We start from the raw sequence: 20,087 nt of genomic DNA on the forward strand, positions 1-20,087 counted from the left end.
CCGTGTGGTGGACCCCCGAACGCGGCGCGGCATACCGCCGATTCACCACGGAAGACCGGACCACCCTCCTGAACGCCTACACGGCACACGGCCGCGAGAACGCGCTGGACCTGTAACCGGGCGCGACAACGAGGCAACGAGGCACTTCAGTTCAGTTGCTCGGCAAGGCCGACGATGACTCCCTCCGGGCCACGCAGGTAGCAGAGCAGATAGGTGTCCTCGAACCGGGCGATCTCGCCGACGAGTTCCGCGCCGTGCGGGCGCAGGCGGGCGACAGTGCCCTCGAGGTCGTCGACCGCGAACATGACGCGGTGCGTGCCGAGAATGTTGTGCGGGCGGTTGCGCGGCCCGTCGCTGATCGCCGCAGGGCTGCGGTACTTCGCCAGTTCGAGTCGGCTGTGACCGTCCGGGGTCCGGAGCATCGCGATATCACAGCGGACGCCGTCGAGTCCGGTGCACTGGTCGGCGACGAGGCCCGAGATCTCCGCCCTGCCCTCCAGTTCCATGCCGAGTTCCACGAAGAATGCGATGGCAGCGTCCAAGTCCTCGACCACGATGCCGACGTTGTCCATCCGCTGAATCGCCATGCCGGTTTCTCCTTCTCCTCGTGTGGCCGGTGGCGGCCGCTGATGCCCCTGGGACGGAGCCGGTGACACGTTCTCGACATCCTCGTACCACCGAACTCGGAAAATTTCGCCGGCCGGGCTCCAGGAACAAGCTTCGGCACGTCGCGGCCCCGCCGCACCTCGTACGTCCACCTCGGCGAGTCGTCGGCGAGGTGGACGTACGGCAGCAGGCCGCGCCAAGCGATGGAGGCCCCGATGGTGCTGCCCGATCACCGGGGCCGTGGGTGGACGCGTCGGGGCCCGCACACCGCAACGTGTGCGGGCCCCGACGCCCAAACTCAGCTGCCGACCCTTCCGACCTCTCCGCCGTGGCCGTCTTGACTGTCAGGGCCCTCTCGGCCCTCTCGGCCGTCTTGGCCGTCTTGGCCGTCTTGGCCGACGCGGCCGGCGTTGCTGTCGTCCGCGTATGTGACGCGGCGTACCGCCGGGGCCGACACGACCTGGACCGTGCCGGTGCCGGGGACCCGGAGGTGGAGGAAGCCGCCGGCGATGGCAAACGCCGCCTCGACATCGGCGGTCGAGGCGCCGTCGGGCTTGAGGACCGAGTAGCCGGGCACCAGTTCGACGCGGGCCGTACGCCAGTTCTCGGGCGTCACGCGGACACCTCCGGGAAGTCGAGCTCCGGCTCGGCCAGGTGGTTGAAGTAGTTGCTGAGTGTGTTGAGCGCGATGTGCGCGACCACCTCGGCCAGTTCCGCGTCGCTCACGCCGGCTTCGCGGGCCGCCGCGATCACGTCGTCACCGACACGGCCGCGAGTGCGCACGATCTCGCGGGCGATGCGGAGGACGGCGTCGATGTGCGGGTCCTCGTCGGCCGCGTCGCGCGTCTTGGCCAATTCCTCCTCGCTGAGCCCCATCTTCGCGCCGCGCAGGGTGTGTGCGCTGACGCAGTAGGTGCAGGAGTTCTCCTGCGCGACGAGCAGGGCGAGTTGCTCGCGTACGCGGGCGCGCAGCACGCCCTTGATGAGCGCCTCGCGCATGGCGAGGTAGCCGGCCAGGGCTTGTGGGCCGTTGGCGAGTGCCCCGTAGAGGTTCGGGACGCGGCCGAGTTGGCGCCGGGTCGCCTCAAGGAGGCCATCGGGGTCGTCGGCGACGACCTGGATGCGTGGCATGGATGCGCTCCAAACGGTACTGATCGGTTCCGTTCCTGACGCCGAGGACGGTACCGATCGGTTCCGTTTGTGGTCAAGACCGATTACTCTTACGCGCATGCCGGTTCAAGCTCGCGAACGACTGCTCCGCACCGCCGAGGACCTCTTCTACGCCGACGGGATCCGGGCGGTCGGCGTCGAACGCATCCTCAGCGAGTCGGGGGTCGGACGCGCGTCCTTCTACCGCCACTTCCCCGCCAAGGACGACCTCGTCGTCGCGGTCCTCGAAGCCCGCGACGTGCGCTGGCGCTCGTGGCTCGTGGAACGGGTAGCCGCGCACGGCGGCGGGCCGCTCACGGTGTTCGACGCGCTGGCGGAACGCTTCGCGACGGCCGACTTCCGCGGCTGCGCGTTCATCAACACGATGGTCGAGTCCGCGGACCCGCAGAGCGCGGCACACGCGGTCGCCGCCCGGCACAAGGCGGCAGTCCGCGCGTACGTACGCGAGTTGCTGACCGCCGACAACGTCGCCGAACCCGACACACTGGCCGGGCGCTTCCTCCTGCTGATGGACGGCGCGATCGTCACCGCACTGCGCGAACGCACCCCCGACGCCGCCCACCAGGCGCGCGACGTCGCCGAGGCGCTGCTCGCCGCGGCGCGGCGCGAGCCCGCCCAGCCGAGTGACGCCAGGCCAATCTCCCCGACCGAACCCTGAACGGCATCCGCTCGCCCGAGCACCGCGTCCGTCGCCTCATCGCCGGGGCCGCCCCCCCGCTCCACCGCGACGCTCCCCTCGGGCGGAACGCCGACTACCGTGGGCACGACACGATCGGGAGTGGCGATGACGGACGATCCGCACGAGACGCAGGCCGAGGCGGCCGTACGCAGGAGTGTCCGCCAGGAGTTGCGGCCGCTTGCGGACACGATGCGCGCTCTGGGCCTCGACGTCCGTACGTCCGCCCGGAAGGTTGCCGAGCAGACGCCGACTTTTCTGACCGAGGAGGACCGGGCCGCACTCGCCGACCGCGTGAACGCCGAGACGGTCCGCCACGTCCTGACCGCCGCCGAAGCGGTCAGCGAGGTGCTCGCCGCACACCAGCGGCGGATGTACCGGATCTTCGCGATCGCCTTCGCGGCTCTCTTGGCAACGGTCATGACACTGGCGGCACTTCTCGTAGCGCGGTAGGACGGCAAGCGGGGCGGGTGCCAGAAACCGCGAGCACGGGAGCGCACGATGCACACGTTGGACACCACCGTCCCGATCACCGCCGTACCGGCCATCGCCGTGCAAGATCCGCGCGAGTCCTACGGCGACAAAGCCGTGCTCGACGGCATCGACATCGCCGTCGCCGTCGCCGTCGCCGTCGTCGAAGGGACGGTCTTGATCGTGCTGCTCCTGAACTGATCCCGGACGGCTACTGGAGTGATCCCGGACAGGTCCCGAAGTGCCTTCAGTTCCCCGGAGCTTCGAACGCGCGGAGCAGGTCCGCGGCGACGCTGACGGCGATGGTGGCGGGTTCCTTGCCGGTGATGTCGGCCAGCCCGATCGGGGTCTTGATCCGGCCGATGGCGCCCTCGTCGTGGCCGCCCTCCGTGGCGAGGCGTTGCCGGAAGCGCGCCCACTTGGCCGACGACCCGATCAGCCCGATGGAACCGAGGTGGCTCGTACGCAGGGCCGCGTCGCACAAAGCGGCATCCTCGGCATGGTCGTGCGTCATGATCAGAATGTGGGTGCCGTGCGGCAGGCCCGCGAGCACCTCCTCGGGCAGCAGCGGCGTGTGGTGCACCTCGACTTGGGCCACCGCATCAGCCAACACGTCGAGCCGTTCCTCGGTGAGCATGTCGGCACGGCTGTCGACCAGATGGAGGTCGAGGTCCTGGCGCGCCAGGATGCGCGCCAGTTCCAGCCCGACGTGCCCGACGCCGAAGATCGCCACCGCCCGTGTCACGGGCAGTGGTTCGAGCAGCACGGCGACCGTGCCGCCGCAGCACTGCACGCCGTGCCGGTTGGTCACCTTGTCGTTCAGGGCGAAGTCCATCAGCTCCGGCTTCGACTCGGACGCGGCGAGCATCTCCCGGGCGCGGTCGATCGCAACGGCCTCGACGTTGCCCCCGCCGATCGAGCCCCACGTCCGCGTCCGCCCCACCACGAGTTTCGCGCCGGCGTCGCGCGGGGCATGGCCGCGCACGGCCGCGACGGTCACCAGAACGCCGGCCTCCCGGCGTTCCCGCAACCCCGCGACCGCGGCGATCCACGTGCTGTCAGACACCGCTCAACGCTCTTGCGTGGGTGGGGACTTGGCCGTTGGCGGCGGTCCCGTCGACGGCGGCCGAGCCGTTGGCGGCGATGCCGCCCCGGCGAGCCGCCTCGATCGCCCAGTACACCGCTTCCGGTGTCGCGGGCGCTGCGAGGTCGACACCGACCCCGCTCGGGCCGAACGCGGCGGCGGCCTGGCGCAGAGCCTCGCGTACACAGAACGCCAGCATCAGCGGGGGCTCACCCACCGCCTTGGACCCGTACACCGCGCCTTCTTCGGTGGCGTTCGCCATCAGCGTGACGTTGAACTCCTCGGGCATCTCGGAGAAGCTCGGCAGCTTGTACGTGCTCGCGGCCTGGGTCAGCAGCCGGCCGCGGTGCGGCCCCTCGCCGGCGTCCCAGCGCATGTCCTCGAGGGTCAGCCAGCCCGCGCCCTGCACGAATCCGCCTTCGACCTGCCCGATGTCGATCAGCGGGGACAGGCTGTCGCCGACGTCGTGCACGATGTCCACGCGCCGGATGCGGTACGCGCCGGTGAAGCCGTCCACCTCCACCTCGGCCGCGGCGGCGCCGTAGCTGAAGTACTTGAACGGCGAGCCCCGGAACGTCTTCGCGTCCCAGTGCAGGCCCTCGGTGCGGTAGAAGCCGGCCGCCGACAGTTGCACGCGCTGGAAGTACGCGGTGCGTACCAGGTCGTCCCAGGCAAGTTCCTTGTCGCTGCCCAGAGTACGGGCGACGCCCTCGACGATGCGGACGTCCGAGGCGCTCGAACCCAACTGACTCGCCGCCACCTGGGCCAGCCGCACGCGCAATTGCTCGCACGCGTTCTTCACCGCCGCGCCATTCAGGTCCGCGCCGGAACTGGCGGCGGTGGCCGAGGTGTTGGGCACCTTGTCGGTCCGCGTCGGAGCCAACCGCACCTTGTGCAGCGGGATGCCGAGCGTGGTCGCGGCCACCTGCAGCATCTTGGTGTGCAGGCCCTGGCCCATCTCGGTGCCGCCGTGGTTGATCAGGACGGAGCCGTCCTTGTAGATCAGCACCAGCGCGCCGGCCTGGTTGAACGCGGTGAGGTTGAAGGAGATCCCGAACTTGATGCCGGTCATCGCGAGCGCCCGCTTGGTGTTCGGGTGCGCGGCGTTGAATGCGGCGATCTCGCGCTCGCGGTCGGCGACGGAGCCGACGTCCCGTACCTGCTGCCAGACCGCGGAGATCCGCTCCGGCTGGGTGACCAGTTGCCCGTACGGCGTCGACTGCCCCAGGCCCGGGCGGTAGAAGTTGCGTTCGCGCAGCTCCGCCGGATCCAGGCCGAGCAGCGGCGCGCACCGGCCCAAAATGTCCTCGGTCACCAGCATGCCCTGCGGGCCGCCGAAGCCGCGGAAGGCGGTGTTGGAGACCTTGTTGGTCTTGGCGATGCGCCCGACGACGCGCGCGTTGGGAATCCAGTACGTGTTGTCGATGTGGCACAGTGCCCGGGCCGTCACCGGCTCGGACAGGTCCAGGCTCCAGCCGCCGTCCGCGGTCAGGGTGGCGTCCAATGCCTGGATGCGGCCGTCGGCGTCGAAGCCGATCCGCCACTGGGCGTGGAAGCCGTGCCGCTTGCCGGACATGGTCAGGTCCTGGGTCCGGTTGAGCCGTACCCGGACCGGTCGGCCGGTCAGCTTGGCGCCGAGCGCGGCAACGGCCGCGAAGCCGTGCGGCTGCATCTCCTTGCCCCCGAAGCCGCCGCCCATCCGCAGGCACTGCACGGTCACCTCGTGGCTGTGCAGACCGAGGACGTGCGCGACGATCTCCTGGGTCTCCGAAGGGTGTTGGGTGCTGCTCTGGACGAACACCTGCTCCGCCTCGTCGATGTACGCCAGCGCGGCGTGCGTCTCGAGGTAGAAGTGCTCCTGGTCGGAGAACTGGAACTCGCCGGTGAACACGTGTGCGGAGTCGGCGAAGCCGGCGTCGACGTCGCCGGTCGTCATCACGGGCCGGGCGCCGTGGAAGCTCTCGGCCGCGATCGCCTCGCGAAGCGTGATCAGGGAGGGCAGTTCGTCGAGTTCCACTTCGACGGCCTCCGCACCGAGCCGGGCCGCCTCCAAGGTCTCACCGAGCACCCAGGCGACCGCGTGGCCGTGGAACATGACCTCGTCGGGGAACAGCGGCTCGTCGTGCTTCATCCCGGCGTCGTTGACCCCGGGCACGTCGGCAGCGGTCAACACGCGGACCACGCCGGGCACGGCGAGCGCGGGCCCGGTACGCAGCCCGGTGATCCTGCCGCGGGGCTTCATGACCTGCACCGGATAGGCGTGCAGCACGTCCTTGGTGCGGTGGACCAGGTCGTCGGTGTACAGCGCGGTGCCGGTGACGTGCAGGACGGCACTCTCGTGCGGCATCGGGACGCCGACGACCGGCTTCTCGGGACGCTCGGACAGATGGCTCATGCCGACACCGCCTCACTGGTCTGCGCGTACAACTTCAGCATGCTCTGGCCGAGCATCGCGGCGCGGTAGCCGGCACTGGCGCGGTGGTCGCTCATCGGTGTGCCCTCGGCCCGCAGCAGCGCGGCCGCGGCCTCGCAGGTCTCCGCCGACCATGCCCGGCCCTCGAGGGCCGCCTCCGCGGAGCGGGCACGGATCGGGGTGGCGGCCACGCCGCCCAGGCCGATGCGCGCCTTGCGGACGACGCCGTCCTCGATGTCGAGCGCGAACGCGACCGCCACGCTGGAGATGTCGTCGAAGCGCCGCTTGGCGATCTTGTGGAAGGCCGTGACGCGCGACAGCGGCAGCGGGATGCGCACCGCGCGGATCAGCTCACCGGGACGGCGTACGCTCTGCCGGTAGCCGGTGAAGTACTCCGCCAGCGGGACTTCGCGCTCGCCGTCGGCGTGCGCGAGTACCACCGAGGCCTCCAACGCGAGCAGCACCGGCGGGCTGTCCCCGATGGGCGAGCCGGTACCCAGGTTGCCGCCGAGGGTCGCGCCGTTGCGGATCAGCCGGGACGCGAACTGCGGGAACAGGTCCGCCAGCAGCGGGACCCCGCCGTCCAGCCGGCGTTCGATCTCGGTGAGCGTCAGCGCCGCGCCGATCTCGATGTGGTCCGACTCGACGCGCAGTTCCCGCAGTTCGGGCAACCGGTCGAGGGCGACCACGCAATCCGCCCGGCGGGAGCGGATGTTCACCTCCACACCCCAGTCGGTGGACCCGGCGACCGGTACCGCATCGGGTCGTTCGCTCAGCACCCGCAGCGTTTCGGCCAGCGTTTCCTTCCGCACGAACGTACGGCCGTCCCGGGTGTACTCGGTGGCGACCGGTGCGGGCGGTGCCTCCTCGCGACGCCGGGCGAGCGGGTCGTCGTCGGCGGGGGTTCCGACCGCGAACGCGGCGTCGCGGATCGGACGGTATCCCGTGCAGCGACACAGGTTCCCGCTCAGCGCGTGCAGGTCGAAGCCGTTCGGACCGTGCTCGGCGTCGGCGCCTTCGGGCGGCTCCGCGTGCGCGCAGCGGCCGGGACGGTAGTACTCGGCGGCCATGCTGCAGACGAATCCCGGTGTGCAGTAACCGCATTGGGAACCGCCGCGGACCGCCATCTCCTGTTGCACCGGGTGCAGCGTGGACGGCGTGCCGGGCTCGCCGGCGGTGGCGAGGCCTTCGGACGTGGTGATCTCCTGGCCGTCCAGCGCCGCGACCGGCACCAGGCAGGCGTTGACCGCCACCCAGTCGGTGGGCTTGTGCACCCCGGGACGCGCCACGAGGACCGAACAGGCGCCGCATTCACCCTCGGCGCAGCCTTCCTTGGTGCCGGTGAGACCACGGTCGCGCAGGAAATCCAACGTCGTGGTGTGGGGCGCGGCCGGTGAAATCGCCGTTTCTTTCCCGTTGACGGTAATGCGCGCCGCTACCATGACGGGTCCTCAATTCGGCACGTAGTCGATCGATTCATCATGTTCGCCAATTCAGGCAGCCTTCTGTGATCCGACGCGCCGCAGGACCGGAGTCGGGCGCAGACGCGGCACGACGCGACGGGGACGTGCCGGGAGGGGACGGCGGGCAAACCCGGGACCTGCCCGCGGACGGGCACGTCAGATCGGCGTTCTCAGCAGCCGTGTGCGATGCGACCGGAGACCCAGACCGTGCTGCGGGCGAGGCGACCGAGGTCGGAGCTGGTGTTCATCCGCGGGTCGCCTCCTTCCGGGTGGTCGTGGGTTGACGTTCCCCGGAAATTAGTGGGCTCGCACCATCGGGGTCAAGGGATTGCCGCCGGTCTCTGGCGAACCGACAGGAGCCGAGGCCGGGCCGCCACCGCCGTCTGGCCGATCGCACAGTCCCCGGCCCGCTGCCGCTCTCCGCACCGCACTGGCCCGGCCCCATCCCGTCCCGGTCCGTCCCGGCATCGGATGTTCCGATCGATCGGTCGGCGCGCCCGACCATAGAATACGTGCCTGCCGGTTTGTTACAGCTCTCGAGGCGGAGCCCGGGAATTCCCTGCGCCGCCTCGGGCGGAAAGGGAGGCCATGTGGTGAGGCAGGAACGTGCGGTCAGGACGCGCCAGGCGATCGTGGAGGCGGCGGGAGCGGTTTTCGCGGAGCAGGGCTACGGCTCCGCGAGGATCACCGAGGTCTACGAGCGCGCCGGAGTGACGAAAGGGGCGTTCTACTTCCACTTCGACTCCAAGGAGCAGTTGGCGCAGGAGGTTCTGGACGGCCAGGTGGCTCGGCAGACCGCCTTCCTCGCGCTGCGTCCTCGGGAGGTCAAGCTTCAGGAGCTGGTGGATTCGGCGCTGCTCGTGGCCCACCGGCTCACCTTCGACGGCCTGCTCCAGGGCAGCGTCCGGCTCTCCGTGGACCAGGGCAGCGAGCTGGACCGGCGTCCGCCGTACCGCTCGTGGATCGAGTTCCAGGTCGACGTGCTCAGGGAAGCGGACGCACGGGGCGAGTTGCTGCCGGGGGTGGACGTGGCGGTGGCGGGCGAACTGCTCGTCGGCGCGTTCTCCGGGGTGCAGTTGCTCTCCGAGGTGATGACGGGGAGAGCTGACGTACGGGAGCGGATCGCGGAGCTGTACCGGTTGATCCTGCCCTCGCTCGCCGTCCCCGAGGTGTTCGCGAAGCTCGACATCTCGCCCGACCTCGGTGCGCGGCTGATGGCGGGCGAGCCGGGCTGAGCCGGGTGCCCGCTTGCCGGGTTACCCGCTTGCCGGTTACCCGCTTGCCCGGTTGCAGGTTGTCCGCCTGCCCGGTCGCCTGATTGCCCGGCCGTTCGGGCGCCAGTGCGCCGACCGGGTCATCGGAGTTTCCGATGGCTCTTGAAAACACGCATGCTGGTTTGTTTTGATCGTACGGTCCCTCCGGGGTCGGGATGCGGGCGGACGTCCGCTCGCAAAACAAACCAGCATGCGTGTTTCTTGTGGCGAGACGAGAAGGCGCACGAGCCACCGAAGGGAACTCCAGCCATGCAGTTGCAGCAGTTGCGCGCGTTCCGCGAAGTCGCGAGGGAACGCAGCTTCACGCGCGCCGCGCACAACCTGCACTACTCCCAATCGAGCATCACCGCGCAGGTCCAGAACCTCGAAGCGGCCTTCGGCGTGCCGCTGTTCCGCCGCGGCGGACGCCACGCGACGCTCACCGACGAGGGCCGGTGCCTGCTGCCGTACGCGGAGCGCATCATCGAGACCGCCGAGGAGGCCCACCGCCACTTGGCCACGACCCATCCGGCCGACCCGCCCCGCACCGCCCCCGCGCATGCCGCCGTGCGCCCCGCCGCGAACCGCGCGGCCTAACCCCGCCCCGGCCCCCGCCCGCCGATCAGGGCCCGGTCCATCCGCGGGAAACGAACTCCCTTGCCCTGGCGGCGTCTTGCCGTGGCCTTCGCTTGGCCTTGCCTTCGCTTGCCCTGGCTGCCGCTTGCCCTGGCCGCTTGCCCGGGGCGCCGTCCGACCACCTTCCCTCCTCAGGAGTATCAGCGTGCACGCCGCTTTCCTCACCGTCGCCCTCCTGGCCGGCTGCCTGTTGGCGGTCCAGGCCTCCGTCAACCTCCAACTGAACTCCGCAGTCGGCACACCGTACGGCGCCTCGACGATCCAACTGGGCCTTGCCACCGGCCTGTTGACAGTCCTGGCCGTGGGGGTCGGCGCCTTCGGCGCACTGGGCAGACTGCCGGACGCCGAGGTCTGGCAGCTGCTCGGCGGACTCGCCAGCCCGCTCTACATCACCAGCGGCATCCTGTTGTTCCCGCGATTGGGAGCGCTCGCGGCCGTCGGCCTGTTCGTCACCGGGCAGATGTTCGCGTCGCTCGCCCTGGACCTGTTCGGCTGGTTCGACCTGGAGCAGAAGGACCTCAACGCGGGCATCGTGCTCGGCGCTGCCGCGGTCGTCGCCGGCATCGTCGTCATCATCAACGGCCAGAAAGCGTCGGCCGGTTCCGCGGCACCGAAGGTATCCGGCGCCGCCCGACTCGGCTGGCTCGCCCTCGGCATCGTCGCCGGTGCGGTGCTGCCCGTCCAAGGCGCGATCAACGCCGAACTCAAGGCGGAACTCGACGCGCCGATCGCCGTCGCGGTGATCAGCTTCGCCGTTGCCACGTTCGCCATCGCCGTGGTCCTCCTGGTGCTCTACGCCACGCACCGCACCCCCCGGCCCCGGGTCGTCACGCTCACCAAGATTCCCTGGTGGGGCTGGCTCGGCGGGGCCTGCGCAGCCGCGTACGTCACCGGGACCTTCCTGCTCATCCCGGAGATCGGCGCCGCGGTCACCATCGCCCTGACCGTCACCGGCCAGCAGGTGACCTCCGCGCTGATCGACCACCGCGGCCTGTTCCGGCTGCCCCGGCGGAAGCTCACCGCGCCGCGGCTGGCGGGGCTCGCCCTGCTCGTCGCGGGCTCGCTCACCATCCAACTCGTCTGAGAGCTCCCGGTTCCCGGTGCGCTGTTGGAGGGCCGACACCGTCTGGCGTGACGGGGTCGGCCCTCCGGGATGACGCTGATGTGCGTCAGATGCGGTCGGCAGCGATCAGGACGTACTGGAACGATCCGTCCTCGTACGAGTTGACGAAGGCGTCCTCGATGCCGGTGACCAGGGATGTGGTGGCCCTGAGCTTCCAGTACGGGAGGGTCTGCGGAGTCAGGTCGACGACCGCCTGCGGGACGAGACGGTTGTCGATCATGGCGCGCAGGTACTCCCGCCGGGAGTGGATGTTGCATTCGAAGTGGGCGTTGATCTGCGAGACCCACTTCGAGGGCTGGCCGTAGCGCGGGTTCCAGCAGCCGGTGATGGTGACGTACCGGCCGCCTACGGCCAGGACGCGGGAGTGCTCGGCCATGAGGTCGTGCAGGTCGACGTACATGCTCGACTCGTTGTTCCAGGAGGCCGCGGCCTGCCCGGTCTCGAACGGGGTGTTGAGCATGTTGCAGACGCGGGCGCGGACGTAGCTCCCGATGCCGAGGTCGCGGGCACGCTGGTTGGCGAAGTCGGCCTGCTTGGCCGACAGCGTGACGCCTTCGACCTTGCAGCCGAAGCGCTGGTGCGCCATGACCATGGAGCCGCCGCGACCGCAGCCGGCGTCGACGAGGGTGTCGTCGCGGCCGATGGCGCCGAGGTGGTCCAGGAGGACGTCGGTCTGCGCCGACTCCAGGCGGTGGAGCTCGGCGATCACCCTGTCCTCGTAGGCGACGTCGCCGGAGTCGCCCAGCGCGGCATGGTCGACATCGCCGATGCCGTAGTGGTGGTGGTAGAGGCCGTCGACGTCGCCGAGGCGCAGGTTCACCGGCCTGGCCTCGTTGTTCCAGTACCGGGCGATGTCGCCCTGGTACGGCGTCGCCGGACGTGGGACGACCGCAGAGGAGCCGGTGCAGCCCGGCATGGCCGACGTGCCGGAGGTGCCGGTGGTGGCGGAGTCGGCGGCGGTGAGGTCAGCGTTGCTCACAGATGAGTCCGTCCTTACCAGAAGTCGGGCAGGCTGTAGCGGTACGTGTTGGTCTGGTGCCAGTAGTGGTTGCCGTCCACCCACACCGCGACGCCGCGCAGGAAGCGCAGCACGCGGGGGTCGGGGCACGAGGCGGCCAGTTCGGCGGCGGCCGCCTCGAACTCGTGCATGAGGTCGTTGTGGACCTCGACCGCCTTGAGGTACCCCTCCTTCGGGGAGAGGTTCTCCTTCTCGGCGATCACCACCGGCAGGTTCAGGTGCAGGCCGGGGCTTTCGAGTTCCTTGGTGTACGAGTACAGGTCGTTGGCCACGGTGGTGGCGTTGCCGGCGAGCGCGATCACCCGCTGCATGGCGGGCAGGGCGTGCAGTTCCGCCGGGAGTTCGTAACCGCCGACCGTGTCGGTGATGGTCGGACAGGGCCGGAAGTTGTTGAACTGACGCATCGCGAGGTACTCGAACACCTCGGGGACGTACTCCGTCTCGGCCCAGGCCGCCTCGGCGAGGTAGCCCATGTGCAGCCGGGCCATGTCGTGCCGGAACCGGTCCGCCTGGGACGGGGTCGCGGCCCGGACGAAGTACTCCATGGCGGAGCGGTAGGAGCGCCGCGGGGCGTCCGACAACAGCGACTCCTCCCAAGCCGGCTGGTACTCCTTGGTCGTGTGCACCGGGTCGAGGGCGGTGTGTGCCAGCAGGAGCCTTCCGCCCAGACCGACAGGCGAGCCGCCGTGGTCCTCGCAGTAGCAGTCGTCGACCACGTTCTCGGCGACCATCAGCCGCGTGGCGATCATCAGGTGGTCGACGGTGGGGGCGTCCGGGTGGCAGGCGACCATGTAGCGGCCGACCGAGAAGCCGTCGAACTGGTCCTCCCACTCCGGGGGGTACGCCTGGACCTCGTCCACCGCCCACCGCTTGATCCGGCGGCCGACTTCCGCCACGCGTACCGGGTCAGGTTCCGGCACGGGGTGGTGGTAGAGCCCGGGGATGGGGCTGCCCGGCGCCGGGCGCCCCGAGGTCTCCGGCGGGTCGGGCGCGGGCGCGGGAGGCGGCGTACGGGGGGTGAAGCGAAGTCCCGTGGTGCCCAGACCGCTTGGGCCCTGGCGGAGCCGTGCCACGAAGGCGGACGCGTCCGGCGGCGCGGTGGTGGGCACCGACGCGGGGGGCGAGGACGTGGGCATGGACGTAGGCGGTGGCGGTGGGGCAGGCCGGGGGCCGGCGCCCCGGGCCGAGAGGCGGCCCAGGACCTCGGCCAGACTCGGTGGCGGGCAGCAGGGACCGGGGTCGGGCATCGGTGGCTCCTTGGAGAAGTGGGTGGGTCGTTCCCGGGCCCCGGGCGTGCTCGAACGGCCGACGACGCTCCGGGCTGATGCGGCCGCCGTCGGCCGGTGCGGCAAGGGGCCCGCCGCCCGCTAGTGCTGTGGCCGGGAAGGTTTGCCGGTTCTCGTCGTTCAGTGCGGTGCATCGCAAGGCGCGGGCCCGAAGCTCGTACTCGGTCGTACTCGCGAGGGTCCGCAACGCCGCGAGGCGCCGTGCTGGGCGGCGAGAACCGGTGAACCTTTCCGGTCACAGCACTAGTCGGTCCTGCGGCCGATCTGGACGTTCTCCAACACGCCGAGCGCGTCGGGCACCAGGATCGCCGCGGAGTAGTAGGTCGTGACCAGGTAGGACATGATCGCCTGCGCGTTGATGCCCATGAACCGCACCGACAGGCCGGGCTCGTGCTCCTCCGGCAGGCCCGTCTGGTGCAGGCCGATGACCCCCTGCTTGTCCTCACCGGTACGCATGGCGAGGATCGAGGTGGTGTTGTCCTCGGTGATCGGGATCTTGCTGCAGGGCAGGACCGGGACTCCGCGCCAGGCCGGGACCGACTGCCCGCCGAAGTCCACGTGGTCCGGGTACAGCCCCCGTGCGTTGAGCTCGCGCCCGAACGCCGCGATGGCCCGGGGATGGGCGAAGAAGAACCTGGTGCCGCGCCGGCGGCAGAGCAGGTCGTCCATGTCGTCCGGCGTGGGCCGGCCGTCGTGGGACTGGATGCGCTGCTTGAACGCGGCGTTGTGGAGCAGACCGAACTCCCGGTTGTTGACCAGTTCGTACTCCTGGCGCTCGCGCAGCGCCTCGATGGTCAGCCTGAGCTGTTCCTCGGTCTGGTCGTGCGGCCCGTTGTAGAGGTCCGCGACCCGGGTGTGAATCCGCAGAACGGTCTGGGCGACGGAGAGTTCGTACTCGCGCGGGTTCAGCTCGTAGTCCACGAACGTGCCGGGCAGCGCGGGTTCCCCCGTGTGGCCGGCCGACAGCGCGATCTCGGCCTCGCCGTGCTTGTTCTGGCTCTGCCGCGACAAGGACGCGAACTGCCGCAGGTGCTCCCGCAAATGCGGTGCCGTCGCGGTCACCGCGTCGAAGTCCGCGCGGGAAAGCGTGAGCAGGGTGCCGGCGGTCTCGGCGGTGGCCGTGTAGTCCCAGCGCGCTTCGGCGTCCAGCAGGGTGTTCTCACCGAACCGGTCGCCGTCGGCGAGCACGGCCACGACGGCCTCGTCGCCGTACTTGCCCACCGAGGTCTTCCTGACGCGACCGTGCGCGATCAGGTGGATCGCCTCGGCCGCGTCCCCGTGCCCGACCAGCACCTCACCGGCCCGGAAGTCGCGCTGCACGCACCGGGCGGCGATCGCGTCCAGCACCGGTGGGTCCTCGAAGCCGCGCAGCAGCGCGAGTTCGCCCAGTTCGCGCGGAATCACCCGGACCCGGGCACCATCCTGCACGAACTCGATCTTTCCGTCGCCGACGGTGTACGTCAGTCGGCGGTTCACCCGGTAGGTGCCGCCCTTGGCCTCCACCCAGGGAAGCACGCGCAACAGCCAACGGGACGTGATCCCCTGCATCTGCGGGGCGGACTTGGTGGTGGAGGCAAGGTTGCGGGCGGCCGCCGTGGCCAAGCTGGACTGCTGCGGCGCCTCTTGCGCCTCGGTACCGGTGTCAACGGTCATCGGGTCAGACTCTCCTTCGCAAGAGCGGTGAACCGCGTATCCACGCGCCTCACCGGATGAAACAAAGAGGGACTGAATTTCCGGGCGATATGCCAACCGCGTAGTTCTCTCAAGCCATGAGAGACGTTAACGGCCTGCGGCCCCGCTCGTCCCGGGCGATTCCGCCAAATACCCCGATGGTGTGGCTCTGGTTTGCGCACGCGAAATTGCCGAATCGACCGGCCACGCATACCGCCGGGCACCCGCGGATTCGTTCTCCGAACGCCCCGGCAGAGCACGCGGTTTGCGGCCAAGACATGGGAGAACCGTGGTGCACGCCCTGCGGAGCGCGGGCACCACGGCTGATCCTGGCCACCCTCACGGTCAGGTTGTAGTCGCCCTTGCCGTCCGTGAAGCGCCGTACGACGTCGTACGACTTCCCCGCGAGGGCAACTGCTTCGCGACCAGGGCGCCGGGCGCCAGACGCCGAACGCCGGCCATGTCACAACTCGGCGGGCTGTCTTGTCCTGGGTGACAAGGCGTGTGTTCGCGCCGGTGGCACGGCAGAGGGAAGGTGACGGCGATGAGGGCTTTCGCGGCGGGCGGCACCGGGATTCCGGGACGAACCGGCGTACTCCGACCGGGGAGGCCGGAGAAACCCGAGGAGGCACTGGCCGGGGAGTTCGAGGAACTGCGGCCGCTGCTGTTCTCGATCGCGTACCGGATCCTCGGCAGCGTGGCCGAGGCGGAGGACGCGGTCCAGGAGACCTGGCTGCGCTGCGCGGAGTCCCCGACCCGCCCGGACTCGGCCAAGGCGTTCCTGTCCGCCGTGGTCACGCGCATCTCGATCAACGTGCTGCGCTCGGCGCGAGTGCGGCGCGAGGAGTACGTCGGGCCGTGGTTCCCCGAGCCGCTGCTGACCGATCCGTACCAGGACCCGGAGCGCTCGGCCGAGTTGGCCGACTCGGTGTCGATGGCGGCCCTGTTGCTGCTGGAGCGGCTGAGCCCGCTCGAACGGGCGGTCTTCGTGCTGCGGGAGGTGTTCGGGTTCGGCTTCCCGGAGATCGCCGCCGCGGTGGGCCGCTCCGAGGCGGCCTGCCGCCAGCTCGTGGTCCGGGCGCGCCGGCACATGGACGCCGGCAGGCCGCGTTTCGAGGCCGACCGCCGCGAACGCGACGAACTCGCGGGCCGGTTCTTCGACGCCCTCGCCCGCGGCGATGTCGACGCGTTGCGGGAATCGCTGGCCGCCGACGTGCAGTTGGTCGCCGACAGCGGCGGCAAGGCTCCGCAGTGGGCCACGGGCTTCTTCGGCGCCGAACGCGTGACACAGGTGATTGCCGCGCTCGTCCCACCGTTCCTGCGGATCGGCGGGGTCGTGCAGCCGCACCAAGTCAACGGCCAGCCGGGCGCGATCTTCCGAGACCGCGCCGGCGGAGTCGTCAACACCTGGGCGCTCGACATCCTCGAAGGCCACATCCAGGCGATCCGCACAGTCAGCAACCCCGACAAGCTCGACCACGTGGGTCCCGCGGCCGACGCCTTCGCGGTCCTGCGCGACACGCAACAGGCACACCGGGACGACGCGCACTGACCGCAATTGCCGACCGCCCGGCGGCCGTTCGCGTCGCCTGGCAACCGCTACCCGAGCACGTAACGACCAAGGACGAACCATGCGCATCGCAGTATTCGGGGCCAACGGTCCCACCGGCCGTCTCCTCACCGGACAAGCGCTCGCCGCCGGACATCACGTCACCGCGGTCACCCGCCACCCGGACTCCTTCCCCCTCCGGCACGACCGGCTCGACGTCGTCCGCGCCGACGTGACGGATCCGGCGGCCGTCGACGGCGCCGTGGCGGAGCGTGACGCGGTGCTGTCGACTCTCGGAGTGCCCCCGGCGAAGCAGCCGATCCACACGTACTCGCGCGGAGCCGCGAACATCGTCGCCGCGATGAGGCGGCACCGCGTACGCCGACTCGCCGTGGTCAGCTCCAGCGGCGTCGACCCGCGCCCGTACAGCGATGGCGGGTTCCTGTTCAATCGCATGTTGCTGCCGTACGTCACCCGAGTGTTGGGCAAGACGCTGTACGACGACATGCGCCGCATGGAGGCGCTCGTCCGGGAGAGCGACCTCGACTGGACGATCGTCCGCCCGAGCGGTCTCTACCATCTGCCCGCAGCCACCGACTACACCGTAGTCGAAGGCCACGCCGACGCCAGGTTCACCGCTCGCGCGGACCTGGCCGCGAGCATGCTGGCGATGCTGGCCGACGACCGCCATGTCCGCAGCACCGTCAGCGTTGTCACCACCGCGGACAACCCCACGCTGCCGCAGTGGATACGACGGGAAGCGCTCGCGAAGCGATGAGTGGTCCCGGCCGAACCGCCCCGCCCCCTGGCACGGCCTGCACTCTCACCGAGCGTGACCGCACCATCAGCCGCAACCACGAGCGGCTACCGCGTCGGGCCCGCACACCGGCTGGCGTGCGGGCCCCACAAAGAAGGTGGACGGTGAGCGGGCCGCCTCTCGGCGGAAGGCTCACCGAGGCTCCAGCCTGACGGTATTCCTCGGCGGCAATAGGTGAGGCCCGGGGGCACCGAACTCACCGACCATGCTGCACAACACCTTCACCACGGCGGCCATTCCCACATCGCAGGCCGGTTCGGGTCGGGCCGGCCGTGGCCGTAGGGATTCGCCTGACTTCCGAGTCCCGCGATGTCCTCGGCGGGCGGGAGCCGCCGGCGCGACCCCGAGCACGCTACCGACCAGGGGCCCACGCCGTGGTTGTCGGTCAGCAGGCGCGGTGCTCAGTCGTCGGATACGGGCGTACGCGGTGACTGCGCGCCGAACGGGTTGCTGCCGACCTGCTCGGACGCGGTGGGCGGTGCCGACCCCGCGAAGGGGTTGTGCCCGAACGCACCCTGCGACGCGCCGTCGGCCGCCCGCCCGGACCGGCGCCCGCGTGCGCGGCGCACCCGCAGCGCTACGAAGGCGACGACGAGCAAGACGAGGAACACAATCTGCGCCTCGTCGGCAATTGCGTCGGGCAGGAGGAAGAACGCCACATTGGCGACGATGTCGGCGACGAAACTCCCCACACCAGCTTCGGACACAACGGATCCCCTCAAGACGCCCGATGATTGACTGACGATCAGATGACGACGGGCCAGCATAGAGGCCACCTGCGGTCGCCCCGCGAGCGGATTTCGGCCCGACCGCCTACCGGTCGCCGCTCAGGCATGAACTCAGGTGCTGTGCGGGAGGAATGACCGCTTCAATTCTCCGGAGCCGTAGCAGAGCCTCACGCCGATAGGTCGAAGAGTGGAACATCCATCGGTGGGAGCAGCACTGGCGCAGGCCCGGGCCGTCGACAAGTGGCGCGGCGGCGAGGTACCGGCGGCCGCGCCGCCGGCGGGCGATCCCGGCACGACGAGTCCGACGTACCTGCCCCCGGCATACCTGCCCCCGCCTGGTCTTCCGCCGCTGGGTGTGACCTCGCTGGGCGTGCCCTCGCACGCCGCCGCCGGGCCGCAGGGGGGCGACACCACCCACACCTTCGTTCTGCACTCCCCTACGGCCTCGGCCCCGGACGACGCACGGCTGCCCGCGGCGGCGGGCCAGGACAGCGTGCCTCCGCCGCTCACACCCCCGCCGGGCCTCGCGGCCGACTGGAGTGGACCCCCCGACGACGACCACCCCCTGAGAACCACCACCAGCCCGCTGGACGCCGACCCGCCCCCGCTCCCCCGGATCCGCCGCACGCCGTGGTGGCGCCGGTTCCGGTGACCAAGGGGTCAATCGCCGTTCTCCTTGCCGACAGAGCCGCTTCTGACCTGACCTGCACAAACACCGACCGCAACCACAGAGTGCGCAGCCGTGTCCCACCGGCCCCGCGTATCGCCGTTTGCGATCGACTTCATTGCCTTCCACAGAAAGCCCGCGCCTCGCACCCCCGCGTCGACAGGCCGGGTAGGGGTCGTGGAGATCCTTTCCGGATCCGCGGCCGAGGAAGCTGGTGCAGGGTCATGGCAGGACCAAACGACGTCGACCGGGACGTGACCCGGGAACTGACGGCCGACCACCGCGAGGTCGACCACCTCTTCGACTCACTGGACGCGGCCCCCGCGGGCGACCCTGAGCGCAAGCGGCTCGTGGACACGCTCACGGTGGAACTGACCCGCCTCGCGGCGGCGGAGGAGGAAGCTCTCCACCCCGCCGTACGCCGGCACCTCTCCGGCGGCAAGGCGCTCGTCGCCCATGAGGTGCACGACCTCGGGGCCATCGAACGTACGCTCAAGGACCTCGAAGGCCGCGACGCGGACGACCCCGCGTTCGACCCCTTGGTCGCCACCCTCCACGAGCAGGTCAGTCGGCACGAACACGAAGACGAGGAAGGCCTGTTCGTCGAACTGCGGCGCAACCTCTCCAAGGAGGAGCTGGACACGCTGGGCGCCGACGTACGCCGGGCGATGGCCTACACCGAAGCGCACCCCCACCTCCGCACCGCGGACACCCCGCCTGAGTACGAGCCGCTGTCCATGGCCGCGATCGAATTCGTCGACCGCCTCCGCGCGCTCTTCCACGGCCACATCCGCACCTGACCCGCGCGGCCGACCACCAGACCGGGGCACCCTCCGCCGGCACTGCTGTCCGCCCGTCGCTGCCCGTCACCGGAGAGCTTCGAGGACGATTTCGCAGAACGGAGCGTCCCGCACATCGTCGGGGACGAGCCGGTCCGCCTCGGTCAGCAGTTCGGCCGCGTCGCGGCTGACGTCGACGTGGTCCGAAAGCTCCTTCAGCGTCATGCCCTGCCGAATGAGCTCCAGGCCCCGGGCGGCGGACCTGTCGAAGTCGCGGGCCGTCCACCACAGTCCATCCAGGCGGTACACCGCGGTGATTGCGAGGCATGCCTCCAGACGCCAGGAGCGGGCGACCAGCCCGCAGACGGTGTCCCAGAAAGGCGGCACGGCCAAGTCCCCCATGCCCTGGCCGACTTCGACGGCAAGCCGGGCAACCAAGCCGTCGACAACCTGCTGCGACGACGCCCCCGCCGCAAGTTCCCCGAGAGCCGGCCAGTCGCAGCCAAGGCGTATCAAGGACAGCGCGATGTCACGCCACCCGTCACCGTCGACAAACCCGTCGACCGGGCAGGAGGCCAGAGACCGAGTCACCTGTGCAAGGCCGAACCGAGCCATAAGCCCGAGCGTACGCACCCCCAACAAAGCCACGCACGGTCACGTGAGTTCGAGGTATGCGA

The 20,087-nt window shown here is 70.3% G+C and carries 21 protein-coding genes; 10 read left to right on the top strand and 11 right to left on the bottom strand.

The features are described 5' to 3' along the window. Positions 1 to 146: 146 nt before the first annotated feature. The 3 genes from ACWD12_RS38695 to ACWD12_RS38705 all read right to left on the bottom strand — a co-directional run bounded on the left by ACWD12_RS38695 (position 147) and on the right by ACWD12_RS38705 (position 1,737). Positions 147 to 587, bottom strand: coding sequence for a VOC family protein (locus ACWD12_RS38695; RefSeq protein WP_450103558.1), 441 nt, complete (start codon positions 585 to 587; stop codon positions 147 to 149). A 317-nt stretch (positions 588 to 904) separates the two neighbouring features. Beyond that, the gene (locus ACWD12_RS38700; protein ID WP_450103559.1) at positions 905 to 1,222 is read right to left on the bottom strand and encodes a hypothetical protein; all 318 of its coding nucleotides are present in this window, start codon (positions 1,220 to 1,222) and stop codon (positions 905 to 907) included. Then, a complete protein-coding gene (locus ACWD12_RS38705; protein WP_450103560.1) occupies positions 1,219 to 1,737 on the bottom strand; it encodes a carboxymuconolactone decarboxylase family protein in 519 nt (172 codons plus the stop codon). The genes ACWD12_RS38700 and ACWD12_RS38705 overlap by 4 nt, the downstream gene beginning before the upstream one ends. A 97-nt stretch (positions 1,738 to 1,834) precedes the next feature. Here ACWD12_RS38705 and ACWD12_RS38710 point away from each other — a divergent pair, with 97 nt between their 5' ends. The 3 genes from ACWD12_RS38710 to ACWD12_RS38720 all read left to right on the top strand — a co-directional run bounded on the left by ACWD12_RS38710 (position 1,835) and on the right by ACWD12_RS38720 (position 3,124). Further along, positions 1,835 to 2,434, top strand: coding sequence for a TetR/AcrR family transcriptional regulator (locus tag ACWD12_RS38710; protein WP_450103561.1), 600 nt, complete (start codon positions 1,835 to 1,837; stop codon positions 2,432 to 2,434). Positions 2,435 to 2,560: 126 nt separating this feature from the next. Next, entirely contained in the window at positions 2,561 to 2,905 is a 345-nt protein-coding gene (locus ACWD12_RS38715) for a hypothetical protein (RefSeq protein ID WP_450103562.1), read from the top strand. 48 nt (positions 2,906 to 2,953) lie between these two features. Then, entirely contained in the window at positions 2,954 to 3,124 is a 171-nt protein-coding gene (locus ACWD12_RS38720; RefSeq protein ID WP_450103563.1) for a hypothetical protein, read from the top strand. A gap of 46 nt (positions 3,125 to 3,170) precedes the next feature. On the opposite strand, the gene xdhC is transcribed toward ACWD12_RS38720, so the two are convergent. The 3 genes from xdhC to ACWD12_RS38735 are packed head-to-tail and all read right to left on the bottom strand — an operon-like array spanning position 3,171 to position 7,862. Then, the gene (gene xdhC / locus ACWD12_RS38725) at positions 3,171 to 3,989 is read right to left on the bottom strand and encodes a xanthine dehydrogenase accessory protein XdhC (RefSeq protein ID WP_450103564.1); all 819 of its coding nucleotides are present in this window, start codon (positions 3,987 to 3,989) and stop codon (positions 3,171 to 3,173) included. Then, on the bottom strand, positions 3,982 to 6,402 hold the full coding sequence (gene xdhB, locus ACWD12_RS38730; protein ID WP_450103565.1) for a xanthine dehydrogenase molybdopterin binding subunit: 2,421 nt from the start codon (positions 6,400 to 6,402) through the stop codon (positions 3,982 to 3,984). The genes xdhC and xdhB overlap by 8 nt, the downstream gene beginning before the upstream one ends. Next, on the bottom strand, positions 6,399 to 7,862 hold the full coding sequence (locus tag ACWD12_RS38735; protein WP_450103566.1) for a xanthine dehydrogenase small subunit: 1,464 nt from the start codon (positions 7,860 to 7,862) through the stop codon (positions 6,399 to 6,401). The genes xdhB and ACWD12_RS38735 overlap by 4 nt, the downstream gene beginning before the upstream one ends. 614 nt (positions 7,863 to 8,476) lie before the next feature. Between ACWD12_RS38735 and ACWD12_RS38740 the strand changes: the two genes are divergently transcribed. The 3 genes from ACWD12_RS38740 to ACWD12_RS38750 all read left to right on the top strand — a co-directional run bounded on the left by ACWD12_RS38740 (position 8,477) and on the right by ACWD12_RS38750 (position 10,856). Continuing rightward, entirely contained in the window at positions 8,477 to 9,118 is a 642-nt protein-coding gene (locus tag ACWD12_RS38740; RefSeq protein ID WP_450103567.1) for a ScbR family autoregulator-binding transcription factor, read from the top strand. Between the two features lie 288 nt (positions 9,119 to 9,406). Then, positions 9,407 to 9,733: a LysR family transcriptional regulator gene (locus ACWD12_RS38745; RefSeq protein WP_450103568.1), complete on the top strand. Its 327-nt coding sequence runs from the start codon at positions 9,407 to 9,409 to the stop codon at positions 9,731 to 9,733. Between the two features lie 184 nt (positions 9,734 to 9,917). After that, positions 9,918 to 10,856 (top strand): DMT family transporter, encoded by a 939-nt coding sequence (locus ACWD12_RS38750; RefSeq protein ID WP_450103569.1) that lies wholly within the window; start codon positions 9,918 to 9,920, stop codon positions 10,854 to 10,856. An 85-nt stretch (positions 10,857 to 10,941) separates the two neighbouring features. On the opposite strand, the gene ACWD12_RS38755 is transcribed toward ACWD12_RS38750, so the two are convergent. The 3 genes from ACWD12_RS38755 to ACWD12_RS38765 form a co-directional block, all read right to left on the bottom strand. After that, positions 10,942 to 11,811 carry a geranyl diphosphate 2-C-methyltransferase gene (locus ACWD12_RS38755; RefSeq protein WP_450103593.1) on the bottom strand — a complete coding sequence of 290 codons (870 nt, stop codon included), beginning with the start codon at positions 11,809 to 11,811 and terminating at the stop codon, positions 10,942 to 10,944. Between the two features lie 77 nt (positions 11,812 to 11,888). Beyond that, positions 11,889 to 13,160, bottom strand: a complete 1,272-nt coding sequence (locus ACWD12_RS38760; protein WP_450103570.1) for a family 2 encapsulin nanocompartment cargo protein terpene cyclase — start codon at positions 13,158 to 13,160, stop codon at positions 11,889 to 11,891. A 282-nt stretch (positions 13,161 to 13,442) separates the two neighbouring features. After that, positions 13,443 to 14,852, bottom strand: a complete 1,410-nt coding sequence (locus tag ACWD12_RS38765) for a family 2B encapsulin nanocompartment shell protein (protein ID WP_450103571.1) — start codon at positions 14,850 to 14,852, stop codon at positions 13,443 to 13,445. Between the two features lie 553 nt (positions 14,853 to 15,405). Between ACWD12_RS38765 and ACWD12_RS38770 the strand changes: the two genes are divergently transcribed. Together ACWD12_RS38770 and ACWD12_RS38775 are read left to right on the top strand one after the other, a co-directional pair. After that, on the top strand, positions 15,406 to 16,422 hold the full coding sequence (locus ACWD12_RS38770) for an RNA polymerase sigma-70 factor (protein WP_450103572.1): 1,017 nt from the start codon (positions 15,406 to 15,408) through the stop codon (positions 16,420 to 16,422). A 79-nt stretch (positions 16,423 to 16,501) separates the two neighbouring features. Next, the gene (locus tag ACWD12_RS38775) at positions 16,502 to 17,197 is read left to right on the top strand and encodes an NAD(P)-dependent oxidoreductase (protein WP_450103573.1); all 696 of its coding nucleotides are present in this window, start codon (positions 16,502 to 16,504) and stop codon (positions 17,195 to 17,197) included. Between the two features lie 440 nt (positions 17,198 to 17,637). Here the strand turns inward: ACWD12_RS38775 and ACWD12_RS38780 are convergent, their stop codons facing one another. Further along, positions 17,638 to 17,943 (bottom strand): hypothetical protein, encoded by a 306-nt coding sequence (locus ACWD12_RS38780; RefSeq protein WP_450103574.1) that lies wholly within the window; start codon positions 17,941 to 17,943, stop codon positions 17,638 to 17,640. A gap of 223 nt (positions 17,944 to 18,166) precedes the next feature. On the opposite strand from ACWD12_RS38780, the gene ACWD12_RS38785 reads away from it, so the two are divergent. Both ACWD12_RS38785 and ACWD12_RS38790 read left to right on the top strand, forming a co-directional pair. Beyond that, positions 18,167 to 18,616: a hypothetical protein gene (locus ACWD12_RS38785; RefSeq protein ID WP_450103575.1), complete on the top strand. Its 450-nt coding sequence runs from the start codon at positions 18,167 to 18,169 to the stop codon at positions 18,614 to 18,616. A 239-nt stretch (positions 18,617 to 18,855) separates the two neighbouring features. Then, entirely contained in the window at positions 18,856 to 19,431 is a 576-nt protein-coding gene (locus tag ACWD12_RS38790) for a hemerythrin domain-containing protein (RefSeq protein WP_358359131.1), read from the top strand. Positions 19,432 to 19,497: 66 nt separating this feature from the next. Here ACWD12_RS38790 and ACWD12_RS38795 read toward each other — a convergent pair whose 3' ends face one another. Further along, a complete protein-coding gene (locus ACWD12_RS38795) occupies positions 19,498 to 20,025 on the bottom strand; it encodes a hypothetical protein (protein WP_450103576.1) in 528 nt (175 codons plus the stop codon). Positions 20,026 to 20,087: the final 62 nt, after the last annotated feature.

It is taken from the genome of Streptodolium elevatio, from assembly GCF_053592165.1.

Coding starts and splice junctions, on each gene's coding strand:
- ACWD12_RS38695 (WP_450103558.1), bottom strand. CDS start 587: ATGGCGATTCAGCGGATGGACAACGTCGGCATCGTGGTCGAGGACTTG.
- ACWD12_RS38705 (WP_450103560.1), bottom strand. CDS start 1,737: ATGCCACGCATCCAGGTCGTCGCCGACGACCCCGATGGCCTCCTTGAG.
- ACWD12_RS38710 (WP_450103561.1), top strand. CDS start 1,835: ATGCCGGTTCAAGCTCGCGAACGACTGCTCCGCACCGCCGAGGACCTC.
- ACWD12_RS38715 (WP_450103562.1), top strand. CDS start 2,561: ATGACGGACGATCCGCACGAGACGCAGGCCGAGGCGGCCGTACGCAGG.
- ACWD12_RS38720 (WP_450103563.1), top strand. CDS start 2,954: ATGCACACGTTGGACACCACCGTCCCGATCACCGCCGTACCGGCCATC.
- xdhB (WP_450103565.1), bottom strand. CDS start 6,402: ATGAGCCATCTGTCCGAGCGTCCCGAGAAGCCGGTCGTCGGCGTCCCG.
- ACWD12_RS38735 (WP_450103566.1), bottom strand. CDS start 7,862: ATGGTAGCGGCGCGCATTACCGTCAACGGGAAAGAAACGGCGATTTCA.
- ACWD12_RS38745 (WP_450103568.1), top strand. CDS start 9,407: ATGCAGTTGCAGCAGTTGCGCGCGTTCCGCGAAGTCGCGAGGGAACGC.
- ACWD12_RS38755 (WP_450103593.1), bottom strand. CDS start 11,811: ATGCCGGGCTGCACCGGCTCCTCTGCGGTCGTCCCACGTCCGGCGACG.
- ACWD12_RS38760 (WP_450103570.1), bottom strand. CDS start 13,160: ATGCCCGACCCCGGTCCCTGCTGCCCGCCACCGAGTCTGGCCGAGGTC.
- ACWD12_RS38765 (WP_450103571.1), bottom strand. CDS start 14,852: ATGACCGTTGACACCGGTACCGAGGCGCAAGAGGCGCCGCAGCAGTCC.
- ACWD12_RS38775 (WP_450103573.1), top strand. CDS start 16,502: ATGCGCATCGCAGTATTCGGGGCCAACGGTCCCACCGGCCGTCTCCTC.
- ACWD12_RS38790 (WP_358359131.1), top strand. CDS start 18,856: ATGGCAGGACCAAACGACGTCGACCGGGACGTGACCCGGGAACTGACG.
- ACWD12_RS38795 (WP_450103576.1), bottom strand. CDS start 20,025: ATGGCTCGGTTCGGCCTTGCACAGGTGACTCGGTCTCTGGCCTCCTGC.